We start from the raw sequence: 21634 nt of genomic DNA, 5'->3' as shown, positions 1-21634 counted from the left end.
AGCCGGCTCTTACGACTTACCGACGGACAGGAACGGAACGAGCGCGACGCCCACCTGGACGCCGCGCTCGTTCTGTCGTTCGGTACTGCTCCCCATCCCCCCTGCTACAACATCAAACGTCCGTCGAGGTCATGCCGAACGGCACCCAGCACACGGATTGACTCCCTCCCTGGTGTTGCCTTCATCCACACCCGCGGTTGGCCGCGGGGAGCTTGGTAGGGCCGGCCTGAGAACTGCGGTCGCTGCCATCCCGGTCAGATCCCGGGGTACAGCAGGCGGCCGGTCTCGGTCAGCGCGGTCAGCTTGTGCTTCCAGACCGGCGCGCGCCGGGTGCTGGTGAAGAGCGCCGCGATCAGGCCGCCGACGATCAGGCCGAAGATGACCGCGCCGGCGCTGACGCTGAGACCGCCGAGGAACGGGAGTACGCCGAACAGCACGAACGCGCCGACCCAGGGGCCACTGCCCTCCAGGTTCCAGCGCACGTTGCGGGCGTCGGTCGCCAACTCCATCAGGTGTTCGGCCGTCCGGCGGATCTCGGGGTCCTTGCACCGCAGCGCCTGGATCCGGCCGGCCTGCCGTTCGAGCCAGTCGGCCTGTGCCTCGGACACCACCGAGTAGCCGCCTGAATCGGCCATCCGGCCGGTGTAGGCGAACGGCTTGATCTGGCCGAGCGCGTCGAGCGCGTTGTCGTGCAGCGCGATCCCGAGGTAGTACTCGTACACCTCGGTCTCCGGAAACTCGGTGATCAGCGCCTCCATGAGCTCGACCGCGCGGTCTGCCTTCTCGTCCTGCAGGCAGGCGACCGCGATCGACGTCCGGTACTCCGGGTTGCCCGGGTCGAGCCGCAGTGCGTGCTCGTACTCGACCAGTGCCTCCCTCCACTTCTCCTGCGCGGCAAGGGCCTCCGCGAAGCCGTAGTGGTAGAGCGCAGAGTCGGGACGCAACCGGATCGCCTCGGTGAACTCGTGGCCGGCATCGCTGACGTTGCCGAGCAGGAACGACGAGTGGGCTCGGAGGAACCAGGCCTCGGCGTCGATAGCTCCCCTGGTCGCGTAGTGCGCGGCGCCGGGGTTGTCTGCGTCGGACGGTCGGTGGGCGTTGCGCTCCCGGTCGAAGGCCGCGCGGGACGACAGGTCCAGCAGCACCTGCTCAGCCCGGTCGATGTCGCGGACCCGAGCCTCGGCCTCGGTCCGGCGACCTGGGTCGGCACTCGTCTGCCGCTTGACCCACAGGTGCCGCTGCTTGGCGACGGCGGATCGGACCGCCTCCATGTCGGCCGTCGCCGAGACCTGCAGGACCTGGTAGAGGTCCACGTACTGCGTTTGGCCGAGCGGCGCGATCGCTGAGAACGTCGTACCCAACTCTGTTCCGATCGTCGATCCCACAGCTCATCCCCCGAATCAATTCCTCGGAACGAGCGTCACGCAGAGTGCTGCACCAGCACTATCCCCCTGCGGGTGAAATCGAATAGCGCGACTCTCACCTGGCGGGTGAGTGGCGAAATATCCGGGCATGCTGACGCGGCCGGTCGGGTGCCGGCGGATAGGTTTTCTGATTACTTGTCCGACATCCTGCCCAAATGCCGGGAAATGTCGTCGGCGAGCTGCGAACGCTCGGTCATCGCGTACTTCTCCCGGATCTTCGCCAGATGCGATTTCACCGTTTCGGCGGAGATGGTCAGCCGGTCGGCGATCTCGGGGTTGCTGCGCCCGTCTGCGAGCAGTACGGCGACCGCCTGCTCGCGATCGGTCAGCGCCCGGAAGCGCCGGGTCGGCTCGTCGTCGACCCGCAGCAGCATCTCGGTCAGGTCGGCCTGGAAGCTCCCGCACTCGTGCCCGAGCTCGTCGAGCGCACCCGCGGCAGCCGCCGTACCGAGCTCTCCCGCGGTCAGCTTCTCGCCGGTCTCCGCGAGCTGCCCCCGGAGCCGATCCAGCCGCTCCACCACGTAATCCACCACATTCTCAGCCGTCAGCGGCACCACCGCCCCGGCCCCCTCGGCCCCCGGCAGCAGGCTGACGATCCGGTCGTCCTCCCAGTCCCGGTTCAACGCCCGGGCCAGCACCTCAGCCAGCCACTCGAACGCGGCAACCTCCTCGTCGCCGTACACCCCGGCCTGGTAGGAGTGCATCGAGACCACCCCGAAGATCTCCCGCCGCGCCTCCGGCAACCGGAACAACGGCACGGTGACCACATCGGCGGACAACTTGCGCGGATCCCCGAACGAAAGCCCGGCCCGAACCACCTTGCCACCGTCCATCCGGTAGCGATAAGTCCGCTGCTCCCGAAATACCCAGGCAGTCGGCCCGTTGGGCGCGAACGTATGCGTCTCCGGCAGGTCGTACTTGTCCCCGTCATAACAATAAGGCAACCGAATCCGGGTAGCCCCTTGAAACAAACCTACATAAAACGCGTCGACACTGGTGATCCCCGCCATCACATTCCGCACCAGGTCGTACCGGCGGTAATGATCCCCACCCGGCAACACACCGATCTTCCGATGCGCCTCGGACAAGATCGCCGCCGTCTCCGCGCCCACCTCGAGCACCCGCGGATGCATGCGACTTCCCCCGTCGAACTCAGTCATCTCAACCCCGGCCGAGGCCACTCCCCTCAGTCACATCGCCACAACCCACCGCACCGTTACAGAGAGCAGCCAACCTACTGGCATCGATGCCGCATCGTCACTAGCTGAGGCCCACCTCTTTCGGACGGAACAGCGGCGGATCCTCACGACGACCCATGACCTTCAAGCCAGTCTCCGCCTGACGCAACCATCACCTCTTCCATCCGCCGACGAGCAGGTGTGTGCGTGATCTGCCTGCTCTCGGCGGTCCTGGTAGACGACAACCCGCACCGGGCGCAGAGTCCGAAATAGGGCGAACAACGACTTCAGAGGGACGCGATCGCCGGACTCGAATAGCACCTTTAGCCCGGGACCCTCTTACCCCGCTTCGTAATCGCCTCATTGAGCCGAAATCTTTCATTGGGCGACATGCTCGACTCACCCTGCAATGCAGCCTTGAGCAACGCTGCATCATCGTCGCTTGCGGCGCGAGCCATAATATTCTTCAGATCGTTCGAAAACGGCTGCAGTCCCGTCCGCACGATAATTTTCAGTTCATGCATATCATTTTTCGAGAGATTCGATACGCGATACGCTTTCCTTACGATCCCAGCGCGTTCCCGCTCGTCCATTGACTTGCATCCTTTCGATCAGTTGACCACCGAGGTCGAGAAAGAGCCGACACATATATTTGGCTACGCCTCATTGGAGCATCAAATCTTCCATTTCGTGAAAGATTTCACGAAATCCTTGTTGCGAACATAGCTAACGTTGCTGTGCCATGACTCACGCAACTGACTCCCAAGGAAGTCCAAATCCAGTCTTGCGTTCGGGCGCGCGATCAAGGCCCAAGTTGCGGCGGCGGCGTGCCCCTGCGTGCGGAGCAGGCGCTCAACCGTGGTCCGGATTTGCCGCTGATCCTTCCCGCGTGTTCCATATGACGCCCAGACGCCCATCAGTGGATAGTCCCCGACCGTCATCCCCTTCAGGAACGTCAGCGGACCATTCTTGAAATCCATGATCCCGATTTCCCTCAGAGAATCGAGCGGAAGCCATCCATTGGAACCTTTGAGTTTCTCCACTGCAGCAACAACTTGCTGCGCTGCCCGCTCATCAATTCCGCCTGTTGCCCACGAAATGAACTCGGAGCAAACATCGGGCACGCAATCCGAGACCAGGGTCGGTATGACCAGAACCCCAGGCTCCGATAGATTCAACTCCTCGTTCGATCCAAATATCCCCATACCACGCCCTCCCCAACGACCTTGCCATGGCATTTGACTCACAAAACGGCCGAACTACATGTATCTAATGCACACTGAAAATGACTCAATCCACAATTTCAAGCTAACTACTCTTGACTGAGCGCCCACTGAAACGTCTCGCGCTCATCTTCAACGGTGGATATTTCTGATCGCAGATTATTGATGACGTATTCCCTTGCGACGCCAACGGGCATCGCATTGGCTTCCTCCAGTTGGGCGTGAAGCTTTTGGAGTTGCTCTTCACAGCTCTTGATTGCTTTTGCGTAGCGTTCCGTATTGGACATGCGACTTCCCTAGAAATGATGTTGGTATCGGCGGTTCGATTGGTGTTCATCAGCTGACGCTCCCACCGGAGCATCGCTTGAACTCCCCCTCCAAATCTCCACCCTGAAGCGCCCGTCGTCTCTGCCCACCCACTGACGGACAAGACTGACGACCCTGAGCCTGGTTGCCGGCGATGCAAGCTGATCCACCTTGGTTGTCTCCTGGGGTGGCGACGCCAGGCGCGCAGGTCGCTTGCGCAGTACCAGCAAACTGCTGGCCTCAGGCAGGAGCAGCGTTGTGGCGGGCAAGCCATTCCAGGATCGCGCGGGTCGTCTCTTCGGGCTGCTCCTGCTGGACCCAGTGCCCGCTGTCGAGGTGCACCTCTTCGACGCCAGGCACGAACTCTGCGAGGTTCTCGGCCTGGGCCACGGTGTCGCGGTCGCCGTAGATCATCAGGGCCGGCTGGTGCACGATCGGGTCGACGTCGGCGAGCAGGTGCCAGTTGCGGTCGAGGTTCCGATACCAGTTGATGCCGCCGGTGAACCCAGACTTCTCGAAGGCACTGACATAGACGGCCAGGTCAGAGTCGCTCAGCAGCGGCTCTCCGAGAGGAGTCTCCGTTCGGGCGATCTCAATCATCACCATCCCCGGCTGCGGCTCCCGGAGAGGCTCGTTTTTGCGGTACAGGTTGCGAAGGAACTGCCCCGGATTCTCGTCGAACACCGCGTCGGCCACCCCAGGCTGCCGGTTGAAGTGCACGAAGTAGAAGTCACTACCAAGCACCGCCTCCATGAACTCGATCCAGGGCACCTCCCCGCGCACCGGGTACGGCAGGCTCAGGCAGATCACCTTGTTCACCCGCGCCGGATGCAGCAAGGCGAGACTCCACACGACCATCGCGCCCCAGTCATGCCCGATGAAGGTCGCATCCTCGTACCCGTAGTGATCGAGCAGCGCGACGAGATCGCCGGCCAACTGCGCGACGTCGTACGCCGCAACCTCAGCCGGCCGAGAAGAGTTGCCATAGCCGCGCTGGTTGGGCGCGATGACGTGGTACCCCGCAGCAACAAGCGCAGGCACCTGATGACGCCAGGTGAACGCCAGATCCGGCCAACCATGACAGAGCACCACAGGCTTCCCGGCGTTCTCTCGACCAGCTTCGAAGACCTCCAACTCCACGCCATTGACGGCAATCAAGATGGGCTCAGGAAAGGAGGAAGATGTCAGTGAGTTCATGCCCGCAAGCTAAGTACCAGTACCGGCCACCTGATGACCGGTACATCCAGCCAACCGCCCACATCAACCCCAGCCAAGGGGGTGCGGGTGGCAAAGCCCCCGCCCGCGGAGCAAAGCGACGCACAAAACAAACAGGCGACCCCGTTCACGCTTTCCGTGAACATGGATCGCCCAGTCGCCTGGTGGACCTGCGGGGGGCGTATTACAACACAAACGCGCAGGTCAGAGACCTAGAGCGGCTCGTCAAACAGCTCCCGAAGCCGTCCTCGACTCCTAAGCCAGCGGATCTGCCGCGGAAGAGACCTCGGACAGCCAAACAGCTCAATGCCGAGCAGACTGCTCAGTTGATCGCCGGCTACACGAATGGCGCAAACCTACGGAAGCTAGCCGCAGAGTTCGGCATCCACCCGGATACCGCTGGGCTGATCCTGCGGCGCGAAGGGGTCGCGATGCGACCGAAGAGCCTGACTCCAGACCAGGTCACCGAAGCCACACGACTCTACGGAGCGGGGTGGTCGTCGGCACGGATCGGTGACCGGCTGGGCTTCAACGGAACGACGGTCATCGCAACGCTCCGGAAACATGGCGTGCGGATCAGGAACAGCCAAGGAGCCTAGATCTCTTTAGGTCGATGCTCTGCGCAATCTGGTCTCATGGCGCACTCCGAACAGCATCCCCGGCCATCTACTGGGACATCCCGGCGGAGGGCTGCAAGATGGCAGGAGCTACCTCGCCAGCGCCTGGGGCTCCAGAGTCGGAAGCAAACGGAGAGCGTTCCTCACCCTGGCGTTTCGCAGCGGCACGTACTGGCCCTCGACGGCGCAACCACCGCCGAAAATCCTCATGAACTCAGCCTGCGCCTCCCCGTCGAGCAGGGTGCCCTTCGTCCCAAGCATCCGGTTGAGGCTGTCCGTGACCTGAGGAACTGTGAGCTTCTCCAGAGCGCTCTGTAACTCCGCAGACGCGCCGTCCTCGAGTCGAGCTTTCGACAGTGCTCTCATGTTGTCAGCGATGGCGGCTGCCGCGAGCAGGATTTCAAGGACGCGTCGTTGCGCCTCCGTGCTGCCCATCATCGTCAATTGCTCTTCGACTGCTATATCCACCTCCGACGCGAAAGCGGCAACGCTCACCGTGGCCACGCCAGACGAGTTGACCTCGTCGGCAGCTTCTGCCGCTCCTGAGAGTGTGGCCTTCTTCGCCCGGAGTTCCCTCCACCAGGACTTGACGTGCGGGGCCGCCTTGTATGCACCGATGGTTAGCAAGACCCCCAGCGCGACGCCAGCAGCCACCTTGAGCAGGTCGGAGTCGTCTTCCTCTTCCTTGATGGGTCCACCAAGCGTCGCGTGCGTCACTAACTGGTTCGTGTCGTCAGAACGTGCCAGCGGACTGGAACCGCCAGCCGTGAGGTGCGTACCGGCCGGCAGCCCGACCATCATCGGCTGCCACACCAAAGCAGGGTCCAGCTCATCGGAAGTCACGGTTTCAACTGTAGCGACGGCAACCGACACTTTGCCGTCTGAGAGACCCAGCCAGACACGGCTCTCCCCCGGTCTACGCTTCGCAGCGTCGCGGATCCCTGGATCTTATGTCCCGATACTCGAACCATGCTCCGCCCCTGTTAGACAGGCTCCGGAAGCTCGCGCAGTCCCGTCAATCCTGCCGAGCGTCGTCCACGTGTACACAAGCTAGATGACGGCTCAATAGCAAGATCATGGCCGGCGGATCGTCGGAGTCGATCGGCGCGCTCTTCTGCCTGAGCAAGAAGAGCGTCATCAAGATTCTCCGCGCGGGGCCGGCGCCAAGGTTCGCTATCCGAGGATGACCGAAGCTGAAATCAGACGAGCGACGATGCTCTACAGAGGAGGAAGCTCTCCAGCGAGCTGGAGTACAGATGCGAAACAGCTTACGGGCGTTGACCCGCCACACTGAAGAAAACGCTGCACAGCCAGTAGCAGGCTTAGTCGGCGGACAACCGCCTATCAATTCGTCTAACCTTGCTAAGTGAGTCATCAAGATCCCGACGGACCGCAGAGCGTGGTACAGCAGCCAGAGCTCCACTTCGACGATCTGCATCCGCTCTCGCTCGCCTACCGTCTTGAGACCTGGCTCTCAGAGCAAGCACACGAGTCGTCGGACACCCGGACAGTCGCGCTGTTTCTCCGCGATCGTCAAACGCGACGGCTTCGCGCTCATCGCTGGCAGCAAGTCAAGGACATGCAAGAGTCTTACGATTCCGGCTCGGGCTGGCTGGTGCCCGGGGGTATAGAGACAGCGTGGCTATTTCGCCAAGCTCAGCGTAGCTACGTCGAAGGCTTCCCCTTGGGGTCCTTGCTATGTTCACACGCTGCGTGTGAGAGAGCACTCGCAGGCTGCATGCTCACTTTCGAAGACGACCTCCCGAGCGGGTGGCGCTATTGGGGGCTGGGCCCGTTAGTCAAAGAGGCATTCGCGCGGGGATTGATTGAACAGCCACTGCGTGACGCACTTGATGAGATCAACCAGATTCGAAAGGTATCGGCGCACTTTAAGCCGCCGTTGGAACCCGACTCGCTGACCCTACGAGCAATAGAGCGCACACGGGCGGCACCCGACCTTCAGCACGAGGAAGCCATCGACGAGGTTGCGCAAGCCGATGCATTACTCGCCTTGCAAACCGCAACCACCCTGCTACTTGGTGATCAAGGCTACGCACGCTCTGGATGGTAAGACCTGCAACCGTGCCCATAACCAGAAGCACGCTACTGCCGACTGCTCCCCCCGAAGTAACTATTAGAGGTCACACAAAGGGTGAGTTCCGCACTGACTAGCGGTTAAACAGATCCTCAGGAGGCTTAGCGGCCTTCCATGCCGCCCAGGGTGAGCCCGAATTACTCTTGATCTGCTCTGCATGCCAGGCCAATTGCTTATCATGTCGCGGCCCCTGAATCGCGCGCCACGCTAGCGTTTCACTGGTCCCCTCGGCAGCATGCTTGGCCCACCTTTCCTGAAACAGCTCAGCTAGCGCGAACTCCATGCACGCAAAGGGAGACATCAGCACGCTAGGCAAACGCGGCACGTCAATTGCACTGGGGAAAGGCGCGGACTCTTCGCGGCCTAGAACCTGAACATGGAAGTATGAACCGGGCGAATTGTCGTCCGCCACTTCCATGCGCCACATAGCTAGTTCTTCCGGACTGGCAGTTTCCGGACCTCCAGAAATGAGGCGAACCATGGTGCTCGCCTTGCCGACCAGGCGGACCTCCAACGCTTGCTTTCCGCCCTTCTTTCTGACCGGCTCTATTTCCCAAATGAACGTTATTTCCGCATGTATCTTCTCCCCACCTTTCTTCTTTCCTGGCATATACTCTCCATCGCTGAGCGCGGTGCGAAACGCATACGCCGGCCTGATGCACCAGGCAATCATCCCACCGCTCCGCCTGGCGATATTCTCAAGATCGGCCTGCGCCTGACTCAGCACCCCATCCGCTCCAGGCGCAATAAAATCCCGTGCTAGATTCCGAAACGCTTGAATCTCATTTCGCAGTTCAGCGACCTTGAATATCAGACTCATTCGTCCGTCGTTTCAGGGGAAATAAGATACCTGTCCGCCGGGTTTACTAACGCCATTAGCGTCGAGTGCCGAGTAACGTCTTCTATACGGGCGAAAGCATCGTCAGCATATGGGGGCCAGTCGTCTGGGCGCACCCTGACAGACTGCTCAACCTCAACTAGACCGTCAGCACGGGCTAAATCCTCTGTGATTACAATTACCGGACGAAGCCACTCTCGCTCAGTCTTAGCTCCCAAGTCCTTCGCCAACTCCGCAACAGCGCGGGAGTCGCCAGCGGCCCCTTCGGTCTGCTGAAAGAGCCACTCTTCAACCCCCGCGCGCCACCAGCGCTTGCCGCCGAACCCCGCAAGCGTTCCTGTGTATTCGTACGGCACGAGCGCAGGTCGCAAGCCATCACCGTCTGAGCCGTCCTCGGGCAGGCTTTCAACACGGAGCCGAACACATAATTGACGCTCATCCATCAAGAAACAAGGATACGGAAATATTCGGTGCAACAGCCACCGCAGGAGGACCAATCCGCGCGACCTTTCACCCAACTCATGTAGCGGTGGACGGCAATCGAGAACATCGGTCTCCGCTTGGTGCGACCAATCGTTCCCATCGCTTCGAAGGCCGAGAAGACGCCAAAGCTGCCCTGCCGATTCCCCTTCGCGGCTCGACCACACCTCCGGAAGTGTGGCAACTGCGCGGGCAAGCGCGAGGAGATTATCTCCTTCACCGCTAAGGAGGTCCTGACGTCGAAACGCCCACTCCAGGTTGTTCTCACGCGAGAAGACATGCGGTAAGACGACTTCCGGCAGCCCGAACGAAGCTTCCGCCAGATTGCCAGACCAAAGCGCGAAAGCTACAGGCCGCACCGGCAGCTCTTTATATTCTCGACGAGCCCTTAGTGACGGAAGGAGCGAGCTTCGCAATGTCGCTGCGACGGCGAGGCCGTTCATAGGTGCCCGCGCAGCGCTCGCCGCCGCATCGCGTTCCTGCCAATCCTCGAGAAAATAGTCGACCACCACCAGGTCGGCCCACCCGAGGTCAGTAGCGTTGACCTCCTCGGGATGACGAATTCGCGTCTGAAGGCTGCTAACCCCAAGAGCTTCTTCGGTTACGGACGTCTCCGTCAAATCACCATCATCCACAAATAGAACACGGGGAACCTGTTCCTCGATACTCACTCTGGAATCACGACCTCAATAGCAGTGGCAAAGCCATCCCCTGGCTCCACGAAGCGCACAGTACCGCCATACTCTGACACTAGATCCCGTGTGATAGGAAGCCCCAATCCCATCCCCTGCCCCAACACCGGATCGACGGCCACCGAACTGCTGGCATACGGTACGAACCAGCCCTCAGCCTCAGTTGGGTCCACACTAGCGCCGGTGTTCTGCACAACTAAATGCATCCCCGAAGAATTCTCGCTCGCATCAACTTGAACTTGCCCATCCTGACCGGCAGCCTTGATCGCGTTCGTAAGCAAATTGGTCAAGATTCCTTGCAGCTCAGATTTGAATATCGGCGGAGTTCTCAACCGTTCGGGTACCTCATTGACAAGCTCAATATCTAGCGCAGCTGCGCTACCGAACAGCCCGCGGAACGCCACATCCACCCGTTCGCGCAGCCGCTGTCTGCTACGGCGGCGGCGTGCCTCAGAGCTTGCGACGTCACCCAGATACGAGGCTTGGCGCTCAAGGGCGCGTCTGATGTCCGAGATAGGGCCACGCGCCCGAACTACCTCCCGTGGCGCGCGCTGACCGGTCTTCGGCTCTAGAATTCTCTCCACGGCAACCACAGCCGGCACCAGTTGGGAAATCTCGTGCGAGAATGCCGAGAGTTGCGTGCCTAGGGTGGCTAAGACGCGAAGAAGACTCGCATCGCCAATGAGTGAATCGGCGGCTTCCTCAACTGCCGTGAGTGCCGCGTCCACGCCAACTAGCGCGGGCGGAACTGCTCCACCGGTTGCTGCATCCGCCCCAGTCGACCGCGGCGGCAGATCCAGGACACGACGGAGTTCGGCCAGCTCTCTTAGCAGTCGCGCAGCAGATCCAGGCCGGGGAGACGTCGCAGCTGTGACGTCACTCCAATTCTCGTCACCGGGGTCTTCCGAGTCGTCATCTTCGCTCGCAGTCGTTACTAGCTCGGTGGGTAGAGTCACGACTGATGTCGATGGCTGGTTGCGCGAATCATCGGTCTCCTCGCGACCAGGACGCAGCGCAAGCACATCGATCCGCTCTCGTCGCGCTTCAGCCGCAAGCTGGGTCTTCAGTTCGATACCTGCTAATGCCCAAGCACGCTGGAGTACGTCGACCCCACCACGGACCACTTTGACTAGTCGTTCATATGTTTCGTCAGGTACGAACCCCTCGCGATTGACGAGCGTCCGCAGACCGGCTGATCCAGCGTCGGTCAGAAACACGGCGCCAAAATAGTTGCGGTTCGGCTGAAAACGGAGGCTTACATCCCGCGATTTGAGGTCGCGCATGGCGTGGAGATCGTCTTCGGGTCCAGCCAGAAGAGGATCCAACTCGAATCTTCCGGCTCGTCGGACTGCATCACGATCCAAGTGCAACCAGTCGTTACCATATTCACCGTATGGGAGAACACGGAACCCCTCGAGATAGACCCGAATGCCGCTATTGTAATTTCCCCAGGTGTCGTCAATGGTCGGATCTGATCCTGATCTTAGATAGATCCTGCTATCAAAGAAGGGGCCGGTATCAGGGGATGGATGCGGCCCCGACACCGCAATGCGGCGCCCGAATGGATTCTTAGCTTTACCATTTTTCGTGGGCGCAAGCGAATACTGAATGTCTTTTCCTCGCTGGGCACTCATTTCCATCACCCACTCGACATTACGCTCGACTTGCGGCCAATATTCTTGCCCCAGCGCGAACTCATCCTCGAGGCGCAACTCGAATCCTGGATCGGCTCGCTTGCTGTCACGCACAGTCGGCTTCAAGAAAAGCAGCTTTCCTTGACGCACGGCGGCCGGCAGGGGTCCGGAGAACAACGTAGGCGACTCAAAGTTGTTGAGTTGCCGCACCAATTCTTGACGGTCATCAGAGGTCCAGCTATGCCTCAGTCGACTTAGGGCTAACGTAGTTCCAGTGGTGCGCATTCGCGACAACAAACTGACCGATACTGAGAGCCCGTTCTTGATCTTGTCGAGGGTCTCTACACGTTCTATTACATCCCAGTCAATTTCTGCTTTGACTAGGGTGGTGCGGCCGCCGCGAAGAAGCTCAATCAGCTCATCGGCATCCAAGTCTTCATTGCCCTGGCGGAGGCCTGCCGCTGTAGAGCTTCCCACCATTCCCGCAACGCTACTTATCGCTACATGGCTCGCCAGCTTATGCGCGGCAAGCCTGCCAACACCCTTCTCGCCAGTGAAGCGCCGCTGGTAGATGGGGCTCCGCCTGTCTCCTGCGGTCTTGCTACGCGCGGCTAGCGTAAGGAATCCGCGTCGAAACTGGGCGGATGTCATACCAACACCGTCGTCGACCACCTTCAACACCGCACGTCTTTGATCGTCGAGGTACTGGCCAGAGACAAGAACCGAGGTCGCATCCGCGTCATAGGAGTTCTTGATCAGTTCCACTAGTGCCGTTGCGTCACGCCCTACCAGCAGCTCGCCTAGCTGGCGGAACAGCCCAGTGTCGACTGTGAAAGCCGGTTGCTTGTCGTCGGTCACACCATCACCATAGGCGGTCTGATCCCCGAAACGTGGAAGCTACCTGACCTAATCCGAAGGCAGATTACTTCCGGGCACGGCCATCTCAGTCGGCCAGACACGCCCGACCGGTGGTGGGCCACGACGCCTCCAAGCGATCGATTTGTCTTCGTATCAGCTCTGGAGCTTAACCGGGTCCGGCACTCGGTCGCCGTGCTCCGTCATGATCTGACGTATACGCGCAGCAATGAGCTCGAGAACCGAATCAAGGCTAGTGACCCGGTCCGAGACACCCCGCGACAATGCAGCTGACTCATACCCATCGCTGGCCTTATTCAGCTTGAACGCATAGATTCCAACACCATCGGAATAGGTATCTGCAAGAACGCGAGCCTCTTCGACCATCTTGGTGACGTCGTCGCCATCCCTCAGGCGAGCTGCCCAGAGCGAGTAGACGTACGGCAGGGCTTGACGACGCCAGATATCCCAGTGCTCGATGCGCGACCTCTCTGCCATGTGTCGATAGAGCTTCAGGTCTGTTGCTTGAAACTTTAGCTCCTTACGGCGGTTCGACCAGTCACTCATTGCTCCGCGACCGTTCTCGTTCCCCGGAAAGGGCGGCGCACCCGTCAGCTTCGCTTCAGCGCATACATATGGATCTACCAGAGGGACTGTGTCGCGAGCCGGCCACGCGATATCGATCTGGTGCGTCTGCGAGTAGCCCTGAATATTGTTTCGTGACGCAAGTTGGCTCGTTGTCTTGTTGCTCAGTATGAGCGTCATTACAGACGAGAACGAATTACCCTTGCCACGATAAACGCCTTCAAGACGGCGCGCGGGCGAGTCAGTAGCCTTCCCCATCCCCCGCGGCACGACCTGCGCCATGCGATACGAATCAAGACACCAGAGGAAGTCTAAGAACTCATTATCGATATCGCTGAACCGCTTGACGACGTTGTCCTGGATGAGGTCGACCAGCGCTTGATACTTGTCGGATGGATGCCCTACCAGGTCCTCAACGCGTCGCTGGTCAATCGGATCCTCGCTCACCGGCACTGTCGTCTGTCTCCTCACGGCCCACTCGGCGCACACGGAGGCTCCGCGCAGCTTCGAGCATGCTAGCGATATCCCCCGCCTCTAGCCCAGCTCCCGTTCCGAGCACTGCCGCATCGACTCGCTTCACTACGTCCGACCAACGCCCATCGCGGAGCTGCCGGTAAAGCGACTCCTTATGTGGTTTGAGCTCGGCCCAAGCTTTCTCAAGGACGGATGGGCTTGGCATAGGCAAGATGGCTGCTTCACGAGGCTCCATCTTGAGGATGCCGCCGCCATAGGAGCGCCCGAAGAGCTCGGCGCCTAGCATCGTGACGCTGTTCAAGCACAGTAACGGAAGAGCCGCTCCAGCAACCTTGCGATGCTCTGGCTTGAGCCGGACACCGTGCATCGAGTTGAGGAAGGTCGCACGCGCGGCGTTTGCGATCAACCGCGGGTAGCGGTGACTCATGTAGGTGAAAAACAGATCTGGCGGCTCTACATATGGAGGCCTCCACCACGGGTCACGAATCTGGCACTTATATGCCTCGTGAACCCCGTCCTTCTCTCCCGAGGCGACATACGCCATCAGCCCCGGCCGACGATCGTCCGCGTCTGGACGTAGAAGCCAGACACGCTCTCCAGCATCTCGCAGCTCTTCCCACTGCTGACGACTAAAGGATGCACCGCGGAGATGCCGCGTTCCAGGAGGGCTGATCCGGACAACCTGATCATCCTCGATCCCATGATGCAGGCGCGTGGCCTCGGAGATCGCGAAGAAGCTATTGGCGCCGGTGACTATGCCTAGCTCGGTCGTCCCGTAGTCACGAAGTGGCTGAAAGTGCTCGGAGACCACCGATCGGAACAGTTGGCGTTGCCTGTTCGGCAAGAGCAGATCAGTCCACTTGCCTTCAGCAGCGGGCATGACTGACCAGTTGCTGTAAGGATCGATCGTGAGGAGATCGTCAGCGTCCTCAACGTGATATAGCGAAAATGCTTCGCATCCGCCCGAGCCTTCGGCAAGGACAAGCACAACCTTCTCAAGCGCGTCAGCGAACTGCAGGCGCTCGATGATGACCAGGTGAACCTTCTCAAAGCGTCGACGCAGCCAGGTACGGACAGGCTCCGCATAGTTGACCGTCAGCAGTTCAGCTGGCAGCACCATGGCGAGCCGGCCCTCTGGCTTGAGGAAGGCACAGGAGTGCACGAGCAGAGATGCCCATGAGGACGCAAGGCCATTCAGTCGCACACCTTGCTTCAGCGCAGCGGCGACGGAGCGCTTGCGGGCCATACCGACATGCTGCTGGTAGCGAACGAAGGGCGGGTTGCCTACGATCGCGTCCATGTAAGGAAGAGGTGCACCTAGCTGATCGGGCGTGGGCACCGAGAAGAAGTCATCGACTAGTAGGTGGGCATCCGACCCGTCATCCTCGAGCAGCTTGGTCGCAGAAGCGAGCGAGGCATCGTGGATGTCGACTCCATAGAGACGTTCATCTAGATCCGAGCTCTGACAACCTGCTTCTCTCAGCTTTCGCCCAGCAGCAAGCAAGAAAACTGCCTCGCCACACGTGGGATCTAGCACCTTCGCTTCTGGGTTGTCCCGTACCGCCCATGCGGCTAGATGCTCGGCAATGGGCTCCGGAGTAAAGAAGGCGCCGCGCTCTCGGCGTAGCTTGAGAGAGTCTTGCGGCGTAGGCACGCCGCAAGACTACAAGGGTGCAACTTGGGAGTCCAGCGTAGTCGAACACGTGTTCTGCGAGATCACCGCGCGGGACGAACTCGAACATGTGACACAAAGTGACCGCCTTCTACCCTGGCCACCAGACCGGTAGTTCGAAGAGCGGGTTCCATGAATTCACTCTCGCGCCGAGTCGATCATGAGCTCACCGTGGAGCCGGCGATTGGTGCGCAGACGTCACTACATCGTGTGCTTCTGGCCGTTGACGCACCTAAATCCGAGCTCAGCCCCCGGCTGCTGCACTAGGCGCGTCGCAACTGCAAGACCAACCGGTCGAATATTGGAGAGTCCGGAAACGGCCGCTTCTCTCCTAGCTGCACCCAACCCCATGCCCGGTAAGCCGCCTGGGCGGGAACGTTGTCCTTGCGCACAAGCAGCTCAGCGACCGGTTCAGGTCGTCCTTGGAGCAGTACGTCATGAACCCGACGGCCGACGCCCTGCCTCTGATGGTCCGGGTGAGTCGCGAACTCGCGGAACATATACATCGGAACCGGCTCCGCCGGGAGATCCCACTCTGGGCGGGTCGAGTGAAGGTCGCCCCAGATGGTGCCGTGCTGATCTCGCGGACTACCGAACGCATAGCCCACAACAACGCCGGCGATTCGGCCTGCGACCAGCTCGAAATCACGGCCGGGGAGATATAGCTCGACTAGACGCTCCCAGAAGTGGTCTGGGTGGAACCACGGATCGTGCATCTGGTCGTCGTGCGAAGCGGCATACACCGGCAAGATGTCGTCCCGCAGTTCCAGTGTCGAGGTTGCGTCGTGCCGCTCGATGGTTAGCTGGTCAAGGTCGCTCATGCCGCTCTGACTACCCCTCTTGAAGGCGGATCAACCTGCGGTGAGCTCAAGGCACTCACGGAACTCGACAACAACGGGCTTCGAAATCTGCGGCGCCGGGACAGCTCCGAGTACTTCCTTGGCGAGGGCAACGATCGGGCGGATCTGATCCTTGCTTGGTAGGCTTTGGAGCGCAGCGGACGCATGCTGAACCCCCGTAGCAACGTCGCCCGTGTTGACCATCCACAGTGCCCGCTGAAGTTCGATCTGTGCTGGACCGCGCCGGTACTTCGTCGGATACGCCTTGATCGCTCGGTCCTGCGCAGCCGTCGCTTCGTTCGCGTCCCCGAGGTACGTGAAGACGTAGCTTTCGGTGAACCGAAGTCGATCCTCCGGCCACCCGTAGATCGAGTCCCGATTGTCGATCGTCTCGGGAGGCAGGCTGTCGTAGATCGCGCGCACTTCGTGGAGCGCCGCTTCGGCTTCGGCCCGGCGGCCGGCCAGGGCGAGCGTCTGGGCTTTGCCGGACATGAGCTCGGCACGATCGGTGGGAGTGGAGCCGTTGGCGAACGACTCGGCCTGCTCGATCATCTGCAGAATCGCCGCGGTTGGTCGTGCTTCATACAGCCCACGGACGACCTCACGGCCGCGGATCCACATGATCGTGCTCGGGTCGCCGGACTCTTCGGCGAGGTTGCGAGCGGTACGCCACCAGCGGCGTGCCTGGCGAACGTCGCCGACGTTGGCGATCGTCATGGCCATTAGGGATGCGAGCGTGGCGCCATACTGTCGCAGTTCGTTCAACGAAGCGGATCGGCTACCGCGCTCCAGGGCAACTTGCAGGCCGAGCATGTCCACCATCAGCGATTGCAGGAGTTCCTGCGGCGGCATGCTGATGTAGCTGTAGCCGTACTCCCAGACGATCTCGCGCCACTCATCGGCAGCGGTATCGGCTCGCTCCTCAGCGAGCCCGAGAGCGAGTCCATGGCGGGTCGCTTCTAACGCGAGGCTCGGCGCAATGGCGCCGAGTGAGGTTGCACTTCCGAGGCCAAGAAATTGGCGGCGATCAAGCATGTCAGCGTCTCCTTCGGCTGCCAGCAGTTGTACCGCAAGAGCGGTGTAACTGCGCGCATCCAACAAGGGCGGCTCGGCGCTCGGAGGCGGTACTAGATCCGCCAATGCGCGAAGCTCACCTTCGGCCTCTAACACCCTATCCAGATGATCAGCCATCTCAGGGCGAGGGGCGCGGACGCCGCGCTCGAGGTCGGAGATCTGCGACTTGCTGTAGTGGGCGAGATCAGCCAATCGACGCAGGGAAAGACCGCGTTTGGCGCGCCAGAATTTCAATCCCGCGCCGAACGTCTCCCCGTCCATCTGAGTCCTCTCGCCGTGTCCGAGTGTCCATGGACACTCATCGGACACTCCGCATCTTCCATGACACGCATCGTGACGGGCAAGGTGAAACACGGCATCACCGTCCGTGATCAACCAACCTACAGGGGAGCTGTCGGATCATGACCGCACCTATCTGGATCCTGGCGCTTGTTGCGGCCACGTTGTACGTGTTCATCATCCGCGACATTGTTCGGGAGGTGCGTGGCGAATGACCACGCTCGCCGAAGCTCCACTCCCAACCGACCGCTGCGTTCGCGTCTGGTTCGGCGAACACGTCATCGCGGAGTACACCGCTGAGCCGGAGACGGCGATGCGGTACCAGGCCGCCATGACGCGACGCTTTGCCAGCCTGCGGGTGACTATCGAGCCAGCGGTGGCAGATGCTGACCTCTCGTGAAAGGCCAGCGTCGCCGCCCTTGGTGGGACCGACTCTGGGCGCGTCTAGTCGCCAAGTTCCGGCAGTGGATGGACGAGGAGCGTTGAGCGGCGAAGTCGACTACACACGCCCGCTCCTCCTCGGCTACATCCTGAAGCACCTGCTCATGACTGACGGCGAACTGGCCGACATCAGGTCCCAGCTTGAGGACTTCGCTCGGGTCGAAGGCTTCGCGATGGGCACCATCTACACCGAGGAGACCGAGACGACGCCGGCAGCATTCGAAGCACTCATCGCGGCAGTCAACCGCTACGAGGTGACCACGGTGGTCATCCCGAGTCGACTGCACTTTGCTGCCCTGGCCATCGCCCACGATGTCAAGGACACCTTCGAGCGGGCAACAGGCGCTCGGGTCGTGGTTGCGAGCTCCACCCCATGATCTGGCGGAACCGGTGGGGAGTCGTCGTCCTCAGCCCCTCACGTGCAGAAGATCGCTGCACACCTACCGGTTCTGTCACTGGCGGTCTGCGGCCGAGCCTTCCCCTCCCCTGTGGAGGGCTCGGCCGCAGATCTCACAAACCGGCTGGCGCGGGACAGGGGACGAGACTGCTCTGCGCCAGCCGCTCCAACCTCCCGGAAGCTGACCACTTCGGGAGTGGCCATTCCGCCTCGACGACCGGGATTGCAGTCCCGATGAGAGATGGATAGGGCCTAACCCGCAGCCGTCCCTCGTCGAATGCGCCTGCCGAGGGACGGCGCGCAGCCCCAACGCGCACCGTGTCAGTTCGACACGGAGCGATACATCAACTGCGCTACCGACCGAAGGAGTGAGGTTCTTGACTACTACGAAATCGATCAGGCCGTGGGGTCTCAATCGTGCGAGTGACTTCGCGGAGACCGCTCAGCTCGACTACGTCGAGGTCGATGTCGATCCGGCGACCCAACTGGGCCGCTTCAAGGATGCCGGCGGCGCCGAGATCATCCCGCTGATGGCATCTCCGAAGCACGGGTCGGGCACCACCACCAACCCGCGTACGGCAACTGGTCAGGATGGTGGCGGCGGTCCGGCTCCGGACAGCGACAACGGATACGACAGCGACCGCGACTGATGTCCGCCGCTGCCGGTAACCAGCCAGTGGTCCTCGTAGTCACTGGAGCGGATGACGTCACCGCGGATCTCGTGATCGCTGAGCTGAACCGGCGCGGCACGTGTGAAGTCGCCCGGGTCAATCCGGGCGACTTCCCGCACGACGTCTCGATGTCAGCGTGCTTGGATGTGGAGAGCGGACAGTGGCGCGGACAGCTGGCCACGCCGAGCCGCACGATTGAGTTCGCGGAAGTCGGCTCTATCTACTGGCGTCGCCCCACCCCGCACAAGTTCCCAGGGCTCGACGACCAAGATGCCGAGTTCGCCAAGGTCCAAGCACGCGAAGGCCTCGGCGGAGTGTTGGCGAGCCTGCCAGGATGTCGCTACGTCAACCACCCTCACCGCAACTGGGCAGCGGAGTACAAACCGAGTCAGCTCACCGTCGCTGCAGAGCTTGGCTTCGCTGTGCCCCCGACATTGATCACGTCCGATCCTGATGCAGCTCGGACGTTCGCTCGTAAGCACTCGCCTGTCATCTACAAGCCCTTGCGGGTAACCGCGCTGATGCGAGACGGGCGACCCCAGGCAATGTGGACGCAGCGCGTCGAGCCGGAAGACCTTGATGAGACGGTGGCCGGCACCGCACACATTTTCCAAGCGGAAGTCGTCGGCAAAGTGGCAGATCTGCGCGTCACCGTCGTTGGCGACCGCGTGTTCTGCGTACAGATCGAGTCGTCCGACGAGAGGCTGGACTGGCGCTCCGACTACGACACCTTGACGTATCAGGCAGTCGACCTTCCCAGATCGTTGATGGCGAAGCTGAAGGAGTACCTGCGCCGGTTTGGCCTCACGTTTGGGTGCTTCGACTTCGGGGTGAGTGGTGACGGGACGCCATACTTCCTGGAGTGCAACCCAAACGGGCAATGGGCGTGGATGCAGCCACCCACCGGATTGCCAATGACACAAGCCTTTGCAGATGCGCTGGAGGGAACACTGTGACGCCGGACGAAGTAGCCAGACATGCCTCGGGCTTACGTCACCAACTCGCGGTGCGCCTGGAGCTCGACGGTCACATTCGCACACCGGGGTGGCGCGAGGCCGTCGAGGGTGTCCCGCGGCACGAGTTCATCCCGGAGTTCTTCGTTCGCGTCGACCCCGCCAGTGGGCCGACGCTTTGGGATCCAACCAGCGCTGATCTGTCGACTCCCGATCGATGGCTCGCACTTGCCTACCAGGACGCGTCCCAGGTCACCCAGCTCGACGGCAAGACGACGCCGTCTGACGTCACCGGGCTTGTCGAAGGCAATCCCACTTCGTCGTCGACGATGCCGAGTCTCGTCGTGCGGATGTGGGAGGACCTCGAGGTCGAGGACGGCGATCGGGTGCTGGAGATTGGCACTGGCACCGGCTACTCAACCGCCCTCGGCTGCCATCGCCTTGGTGCTGACAACATCACGTCCGTCGAGTTCGATTCGGAGGTTGCCGACCGGGCACAGCAGGCTCTCGCCCGCGCCGGCTATCGCCCCCACTTGATCCTCGGAGACGGGGAGAAAGGTTTATCGGGCGGAGCACCATACGACCGCATCATCGCGACGTGTTCCTTCAGGTACGTGCCGCAGACGTGGCTAGCGCAGTCCAAGCCGGGCACGATCATCCTCGTGACACTGTCCGGATGGCTCGGTGGAACAGGACTGGTCAAATTGACCGTTACCGGCGACGGGACAGCCGAGGGACAGTTCCTGCCCGGGTATGTCAGCTTCATGCCTTCCAGGGCGCACTACCCAGAACCGGCGGTCATTCCCGACCTTGCTGACGGATCGATCCCGCGTCCGACCTCAGTCGGTCCGGATGCAGTCGCTACCTACGGGCCAGCCCAGCTAGTTGCCCAACTAGCGATACCAGAGGCGCAGTACCTACAACTCGGTTCCGACGACGACAAGCCGGATCACGTAATCATTCAACCCGACGGCTCCTACGCCGCGTTCACAGGCAAACCTGGGGCGTGGGCGGTCCAGCAAGGTGGGCCCCAGAAATTTTGGGATGCTGTTGAAGCTGCGCTGACTGACTGGTCCGAAGCAGGAGAACCCCCGATCGAGCAGTTCCAAGTCTCGGTGACCCCTCAGGCACAGGTCGTCCGGTTTCACCGTAGTCCGACGACTTGGAGATTGCCGTCACCGTCAGAGCTCCACTAATGTATGGGATAAACCCGCAAACGGATGGCGGGAATGACACGTTCCCTGTAGCTGAAGCATATTTTGATCGAACTCACGGAGCCAGACCGTTCGTGATCACGAGCGCAACAGACATCATGCGTCTAATCGAGAATCTAGCGCACTCTGCCAACAACTCGATCGCCAGCATCTACATAAAGGGCCGACTCAACAGGGCGGGCGTTCCGGATCACGAGCTCCAATTAGCAGTCAAGGTCCATCCGGGCGACACAGGAGGCCTCCGCTATACCGGCGAGGATGGGGTATTTCTGACTTGTGGAGGGAATTCTGCAGGAGGAGTAGAGGTATACCAATTCATGGGCAACGAACGTGAGTTCCCTCGAAATTTTGAACTGCCTTTGAAGGAAATACGGACGGCTGTCAATGAATTCCTCGAAAGCGGCGGCGACCGGCCCGCGTCAGTTCAGTGGACGACGTGAAAGATCACCAGGAGCCCCCGCAGCAAAAGCCCGCTCCA

21 protein-coding genes are annotated in these 21634 nt (G+C 61.0%); 7 read left to right on the top strand and 14 right to left on the bottom strand.

Annotation, left to right across the window (positions count from 1 at the left end):
* Positions 1–254: 254 nt before the first annotated feature.
* From AB0P21_RS20960 to AB0P21_RS20930, 7 genes are all read right to left on the bottom strand, one after another.
* The gene (locus tag AB0P21_RS20960; RefSeq protein WP_363698785.1) at positions 255–1385 is read right to left on the bottom strand and encodes a tetratricopeptide repeat protein; all 1131 of its coding nucleotides are present in this window, start codon (positions 1383–1385) and stop codon (positions 255–257) included.
* A 170-nt stretch (positions 1386–1555) separates the two neighbouring features.
* Positions 1556–2584: a LuxR C-terminal-related transcriptional regulator gene (locus tag AB0P21_RS20955; protein ID WP_363698784.1), complete on the bottom strand. Its 1029-nt coding sequence runs from the start codon at positions 2582–2584 to the stop codon at positions 1556–1558.
* Between the two features lie 341 nt (positions 2585–2925).
* Complete coding sequence (locus tag AB0P21_RS20950) at positions 2926–3195, bottom strand: hypothetical protein (protein WP_363698783.1); 270 nt, start codon at positions 3193–3195, stop codon at positions 2926–2928.
* An 81-nt stretch (positions 3196–3276) separates the two neighbouring features.
* Positions 3277–3807, bottom strand: a complete 531-nt coding sequence (locus AB0P21_RS20945) for a hypothetical protein (RefSeq protein ID WP_363698782.1) — start codon at positions 3805–3807, stop codon at positions 3277–3279.
* Positions 3808–3914: 107 nt separating this feature from the next.
* Entirely contained in the window at positions 3915–4112 is a 198-nt protein-coding gene (locus AB0P21_RS20940) for a hypothetical protein (RefSeq protein WP_363698781.1), read from the bottom strand.
* Between the two features lie 259 nt (positions 4113–4371).
* Positions 4372–5328 carry an alpha/beta hydrolase gene (locus AB0P21_RS20935; protein ID WP_363698780.1) on the bottom strand — a complete coding sequence of 319 codons (957 nt, stop codon included), beginning with the start codon at positions 5326–5328 and terminating at the stop codon, positions 4372–4374.
* Positions 5329–6053: 725 nt separating this feature from the next.
* Positions 6054–6806 carry a hypothetical protein gene (locus AB0P21_RS20930; RefSeq protein WP_363698779.1) on the bottom strand — a complete coding sequence of 251 codons (753 nt, stop codon included), beginning with the start codon at positions 6804–6806 and terminating at the stop codon, positions 6054–6056.
* Positions 6807–7701: 895 nt separating this feature from the next.
* On the opposite strand from AB0P21_RS20930, the gene AB0P21_RS20925 reads away from it, so the two are divergent.
* On the top strand, positions 7702–8034 hold the full coding sequence (locus tag AB0P21_RS20925) for a hypothetical protein (protein ID WP_363698778.1): 333 nt from the start codon (positions 7702–7704) through the stop codon (positions 8032–8034).
* 97 nt (positions 8035–8131) lie between these two features.
* Here the strand turns inward: AB0P21_RS20925 and AB0P21_RS20920 are convergent, their stop codons facing one another.
* From AB0P21_RS20920 to AB0P21_RS20890, 7 genes are all read right to left on the bottom strand, one after another.
* Positions 8132–8878, bottom strand: coding sequence for a hypothetical protein (locus AB0P21_RS20920; protein ID WP_363698777.1), 747 nt, complete (start codon positions 8876–8878; stop codon positions 8132–8134).
* Positions 8875–10047, bottom strand: coding sequence for a hypothetical protein (locus AB0P21_RS20915; RefSeq protein WP_363698776.1), 1173 nt, complete (start codon positions 10045–10047; stop codon positions 8875–8877). Before AB0P21_RS20915 ends, AB0P21_RS20920 begins: the two co-directional genes overlap by 4 nt.
* Positions 10044–12560, bottom strand: a complete 2517-nt coding sequence (locus tag AB0P21_RS20910; RefSeq protein WP_363698775.1) for an ATP-binding protein — start codon at positions 12558–12560, stop codon at positions 10044–10046. Before AB0P21_RS20910 ends, AB0P21_RS20915 begins: the two co-directional genes overlap by 4 nt.
* Before the next feature lie 153 nt (positions 12561–12713).
* A complete protein-coding gene (locus tag AB0P21_RS20905) occupies positions 12714–13595 on the bottom strand; it encodes a hypothetical protein (protein ID WP_363698774.1) in 882 nt (293 codons plus the stop codon).
* Positions 13570–15270: an N-6 DNA methylase gene (locus AB0P21_RS20900; RefSeq protein ID WP_363698773.1), complete on the bottom strand. Its 1701-nt coding sequence runs from the start codon at positions 15268–15270 to the stop codon at positions 13570–13572. Before AB0P21_RS20900 ends, AB0P21_RS20905 begins: the two co-directional genes overlap by 26 nt.
* A 281-nt stretch (positions 15271–15551) precedes the next feature.
* On the bottom strand, positions 15552–16109 hold the full coding sequence (locus AB0P21_RS20895) for a GNAT family N-acetyltransferase (protein WP_363698772.1): 558 nt from the start codon (positions 16107–16109) through the stop codon (positions 15552–15554).
* Between the two features lie 30 nt (positions 16110–16139).
* Positions 16140–17462, bottom strand: coding sequence for a helix-turn-helix transcriptional regulator (locus AB0P21_RS20890; protein ID WP_363698771.1), 1323 nt, complete (start codon positions 17460–17462; stop codon positions 16140–16142).
* Between the two features lie 229 nt (positions 17463–17691).
* Between AB0P21_RS20890 and AB0P21_RS20885 the strand changes: the two genes are divergently transcribed.
* The 6 genes from AB0P21_RS20885 to AB0P21_RS20860 all read left to right on the top strand — a co-directional run bounded on the left by AB0P21_RS20885 (position 17692) and on the right by AB0P21_RS20860 (position 21596).
* Positions 17692–17880, top strand: coding sequence for a hypothetical protein (locus tag AB0P21_RS20885; protein WP_363698770.1), 189 nt, complete (start codon positions 17692–17694; stop codon positions 17878–17880).
* Between the two features lie 82 nt (positions 17881–17962).
* Entirely contained in the window at positions 17963–18298 is a 336-nt protein-coding gene (locus AB0P21_RS20880) for a hypothetical protein (protein ID WP_363698769.1), read from the top strand.
* Positions 18299–18695: 397 nt separating this feature from the next.
* Positions 18696–18968 (top strand): putative ATP-grasp-modified RiPP, encoded by a 273-nt coding sequence (gene tgmA / locus AB0P21_RS20875; RefSeq protein ID WP_363698768.1) that lies wholly within the window; start codon positions 18696–18698, stop codon positions 18966–18968.
* Positions 18968–19945, top strand: a complete 978-nt coding sequence (gene tgmB / locus AB0P21_RS20870) for an ATP-grasp ribosomal peptide maturase (protein ID WP_363698767.1) — start codon at positions 18968–18970, stop codon at positions 19943–19945. Before tgmA ends, tgmB begins: the two co-directional genes overlap by 1 nt.
* Positions 19942–21138, top strand: coding sequence for an ATP-grasp peptide maturase system methyltransferase (gene tgmC, locus AB0P21_RS20865; RefSeq protein WP_363698766.1), 1197 nt, complete (start codon positions 19942–19944; stop codon positions 21136–21138). The genes tgmB and tgmC overlap by 4 nt, the downstream gene beginning before the upstream one ends.
* The gene (locus tag AB0P21_RS20860) at positions 21138–21596 is read left to right on the top strand and encodes an Imm1 family immunity protein (RefSeq protein ID WP_363699478.1); all 459 of its coding nucleotides are present in this window, start codon (positions 21138–21140) and stop codon (positions 21594–21596) included. Before tgmC ends, AB0P21_RS20860 begins: the two co-directional genes overlap by 1 nt.
* Positions 21597–21634 lie beyond the last annotated feature (38 nt).

Origin of the sequence: Kribbella sp. NPDC056861 (assembly GCF_040687575.1) — a bacterium.
Classification (GTDB): domain Bacteria; phylum Actinomycetota; class Actinomycetes; order Propionibacteriales; family Kribbellaceae; genus Kribbella.
Note: the sequence above shows the minus strand (reverse complement) of the source record. Positions and strands in the feature narration are given on the sequence as shown.

Bases quoted from the DNA above. Each gene is read 5' to 3' on its own strand.
- AB0P21_RS20935 (WP_363698780.1), bottom strand. From the start codon at position 5,328: ATGAACTCACTGACATCTTCCTCCTTTCCTGAGCCCATCTTGATTGCC.
- AB0P21_RS20940 (WP_363698781.1), bottom strand. From the start codon at position 4,112: ATGTCCAATACGGAACGCTACGCAAAAGCAATCAAGAGCTGTGAAGAG.
- AB0P21_RS20890 (WP_363698771.1), bottom strand. From the start codon at position 17,462: ATGGACGGGGAGACGTTCGGCGCGGGATTGAAATTCTGGCGCGCCAAA.
- AB0P21_RS20945 (WP_363698782.1), bottom strand. From the start codon at position 3,807: ATGGGGATATTTGGATCGAACGAGGAGTTGAATCTATCGGAGCCTGGG.
- AB0P21_RS20920 (WP_363698777.1), bottom strand. From the start codon at position 8,878: ATGAGTCTGATATTCAAGGTCGCTGAACTGCGAAATGAGATTCAAGCG.
- AB0P21_RS20895 (WP_363698772.1), bottom strand. From the start codon at position 16,109: ATGAGCGACCTTGACCAGCTAACCATCGAGCGGCACGACGCAACCTCG.
- tgmB (WP_363698767.1), top strand. From the start codon at position 18,968: ATGTCCGCCGCTGCCGGTAACCAGCCAGTGGTCCTCGTAGTCACTGGA.
- AB0P21_RS20860 (WP_363699478.1), top strand. From the start codon at position 21,138: ATGTATGGGATAAACCCGCAAACGGATGGCGGGAATGACACGTTCCCT.
- AB0P21_RS20885 (WP_363698770.1), top strand. From the start codon at position 17,692: ATGACCACGCTCGCCGAAGCTCCACTCCCAACCGACCGCTGCGTTCGC.
- AB0P21_RS20955 (WP_363698784.1), bottom strand. From the start codon at position 2,584: ATGACTGAGTTCGACGGGGGAAGTCGCATGCATCCGCGGGTGCTCGAG.
- AB0P21_RS20925 (WP_363698778.1), top strand. From the start codon at position 7,702: ATGCTCACTTTCGAAGACGACCTCCCGAGCGGGTGGCGCTATTGGGGG.
- AB0P21_RS20950 (WP_363698783.1), bottom strand. From the start codon at position 3,195: ATGGACGAGCGGGAACGCGCTGGGATCGTAAGGAAAGCGTATCGCGTA.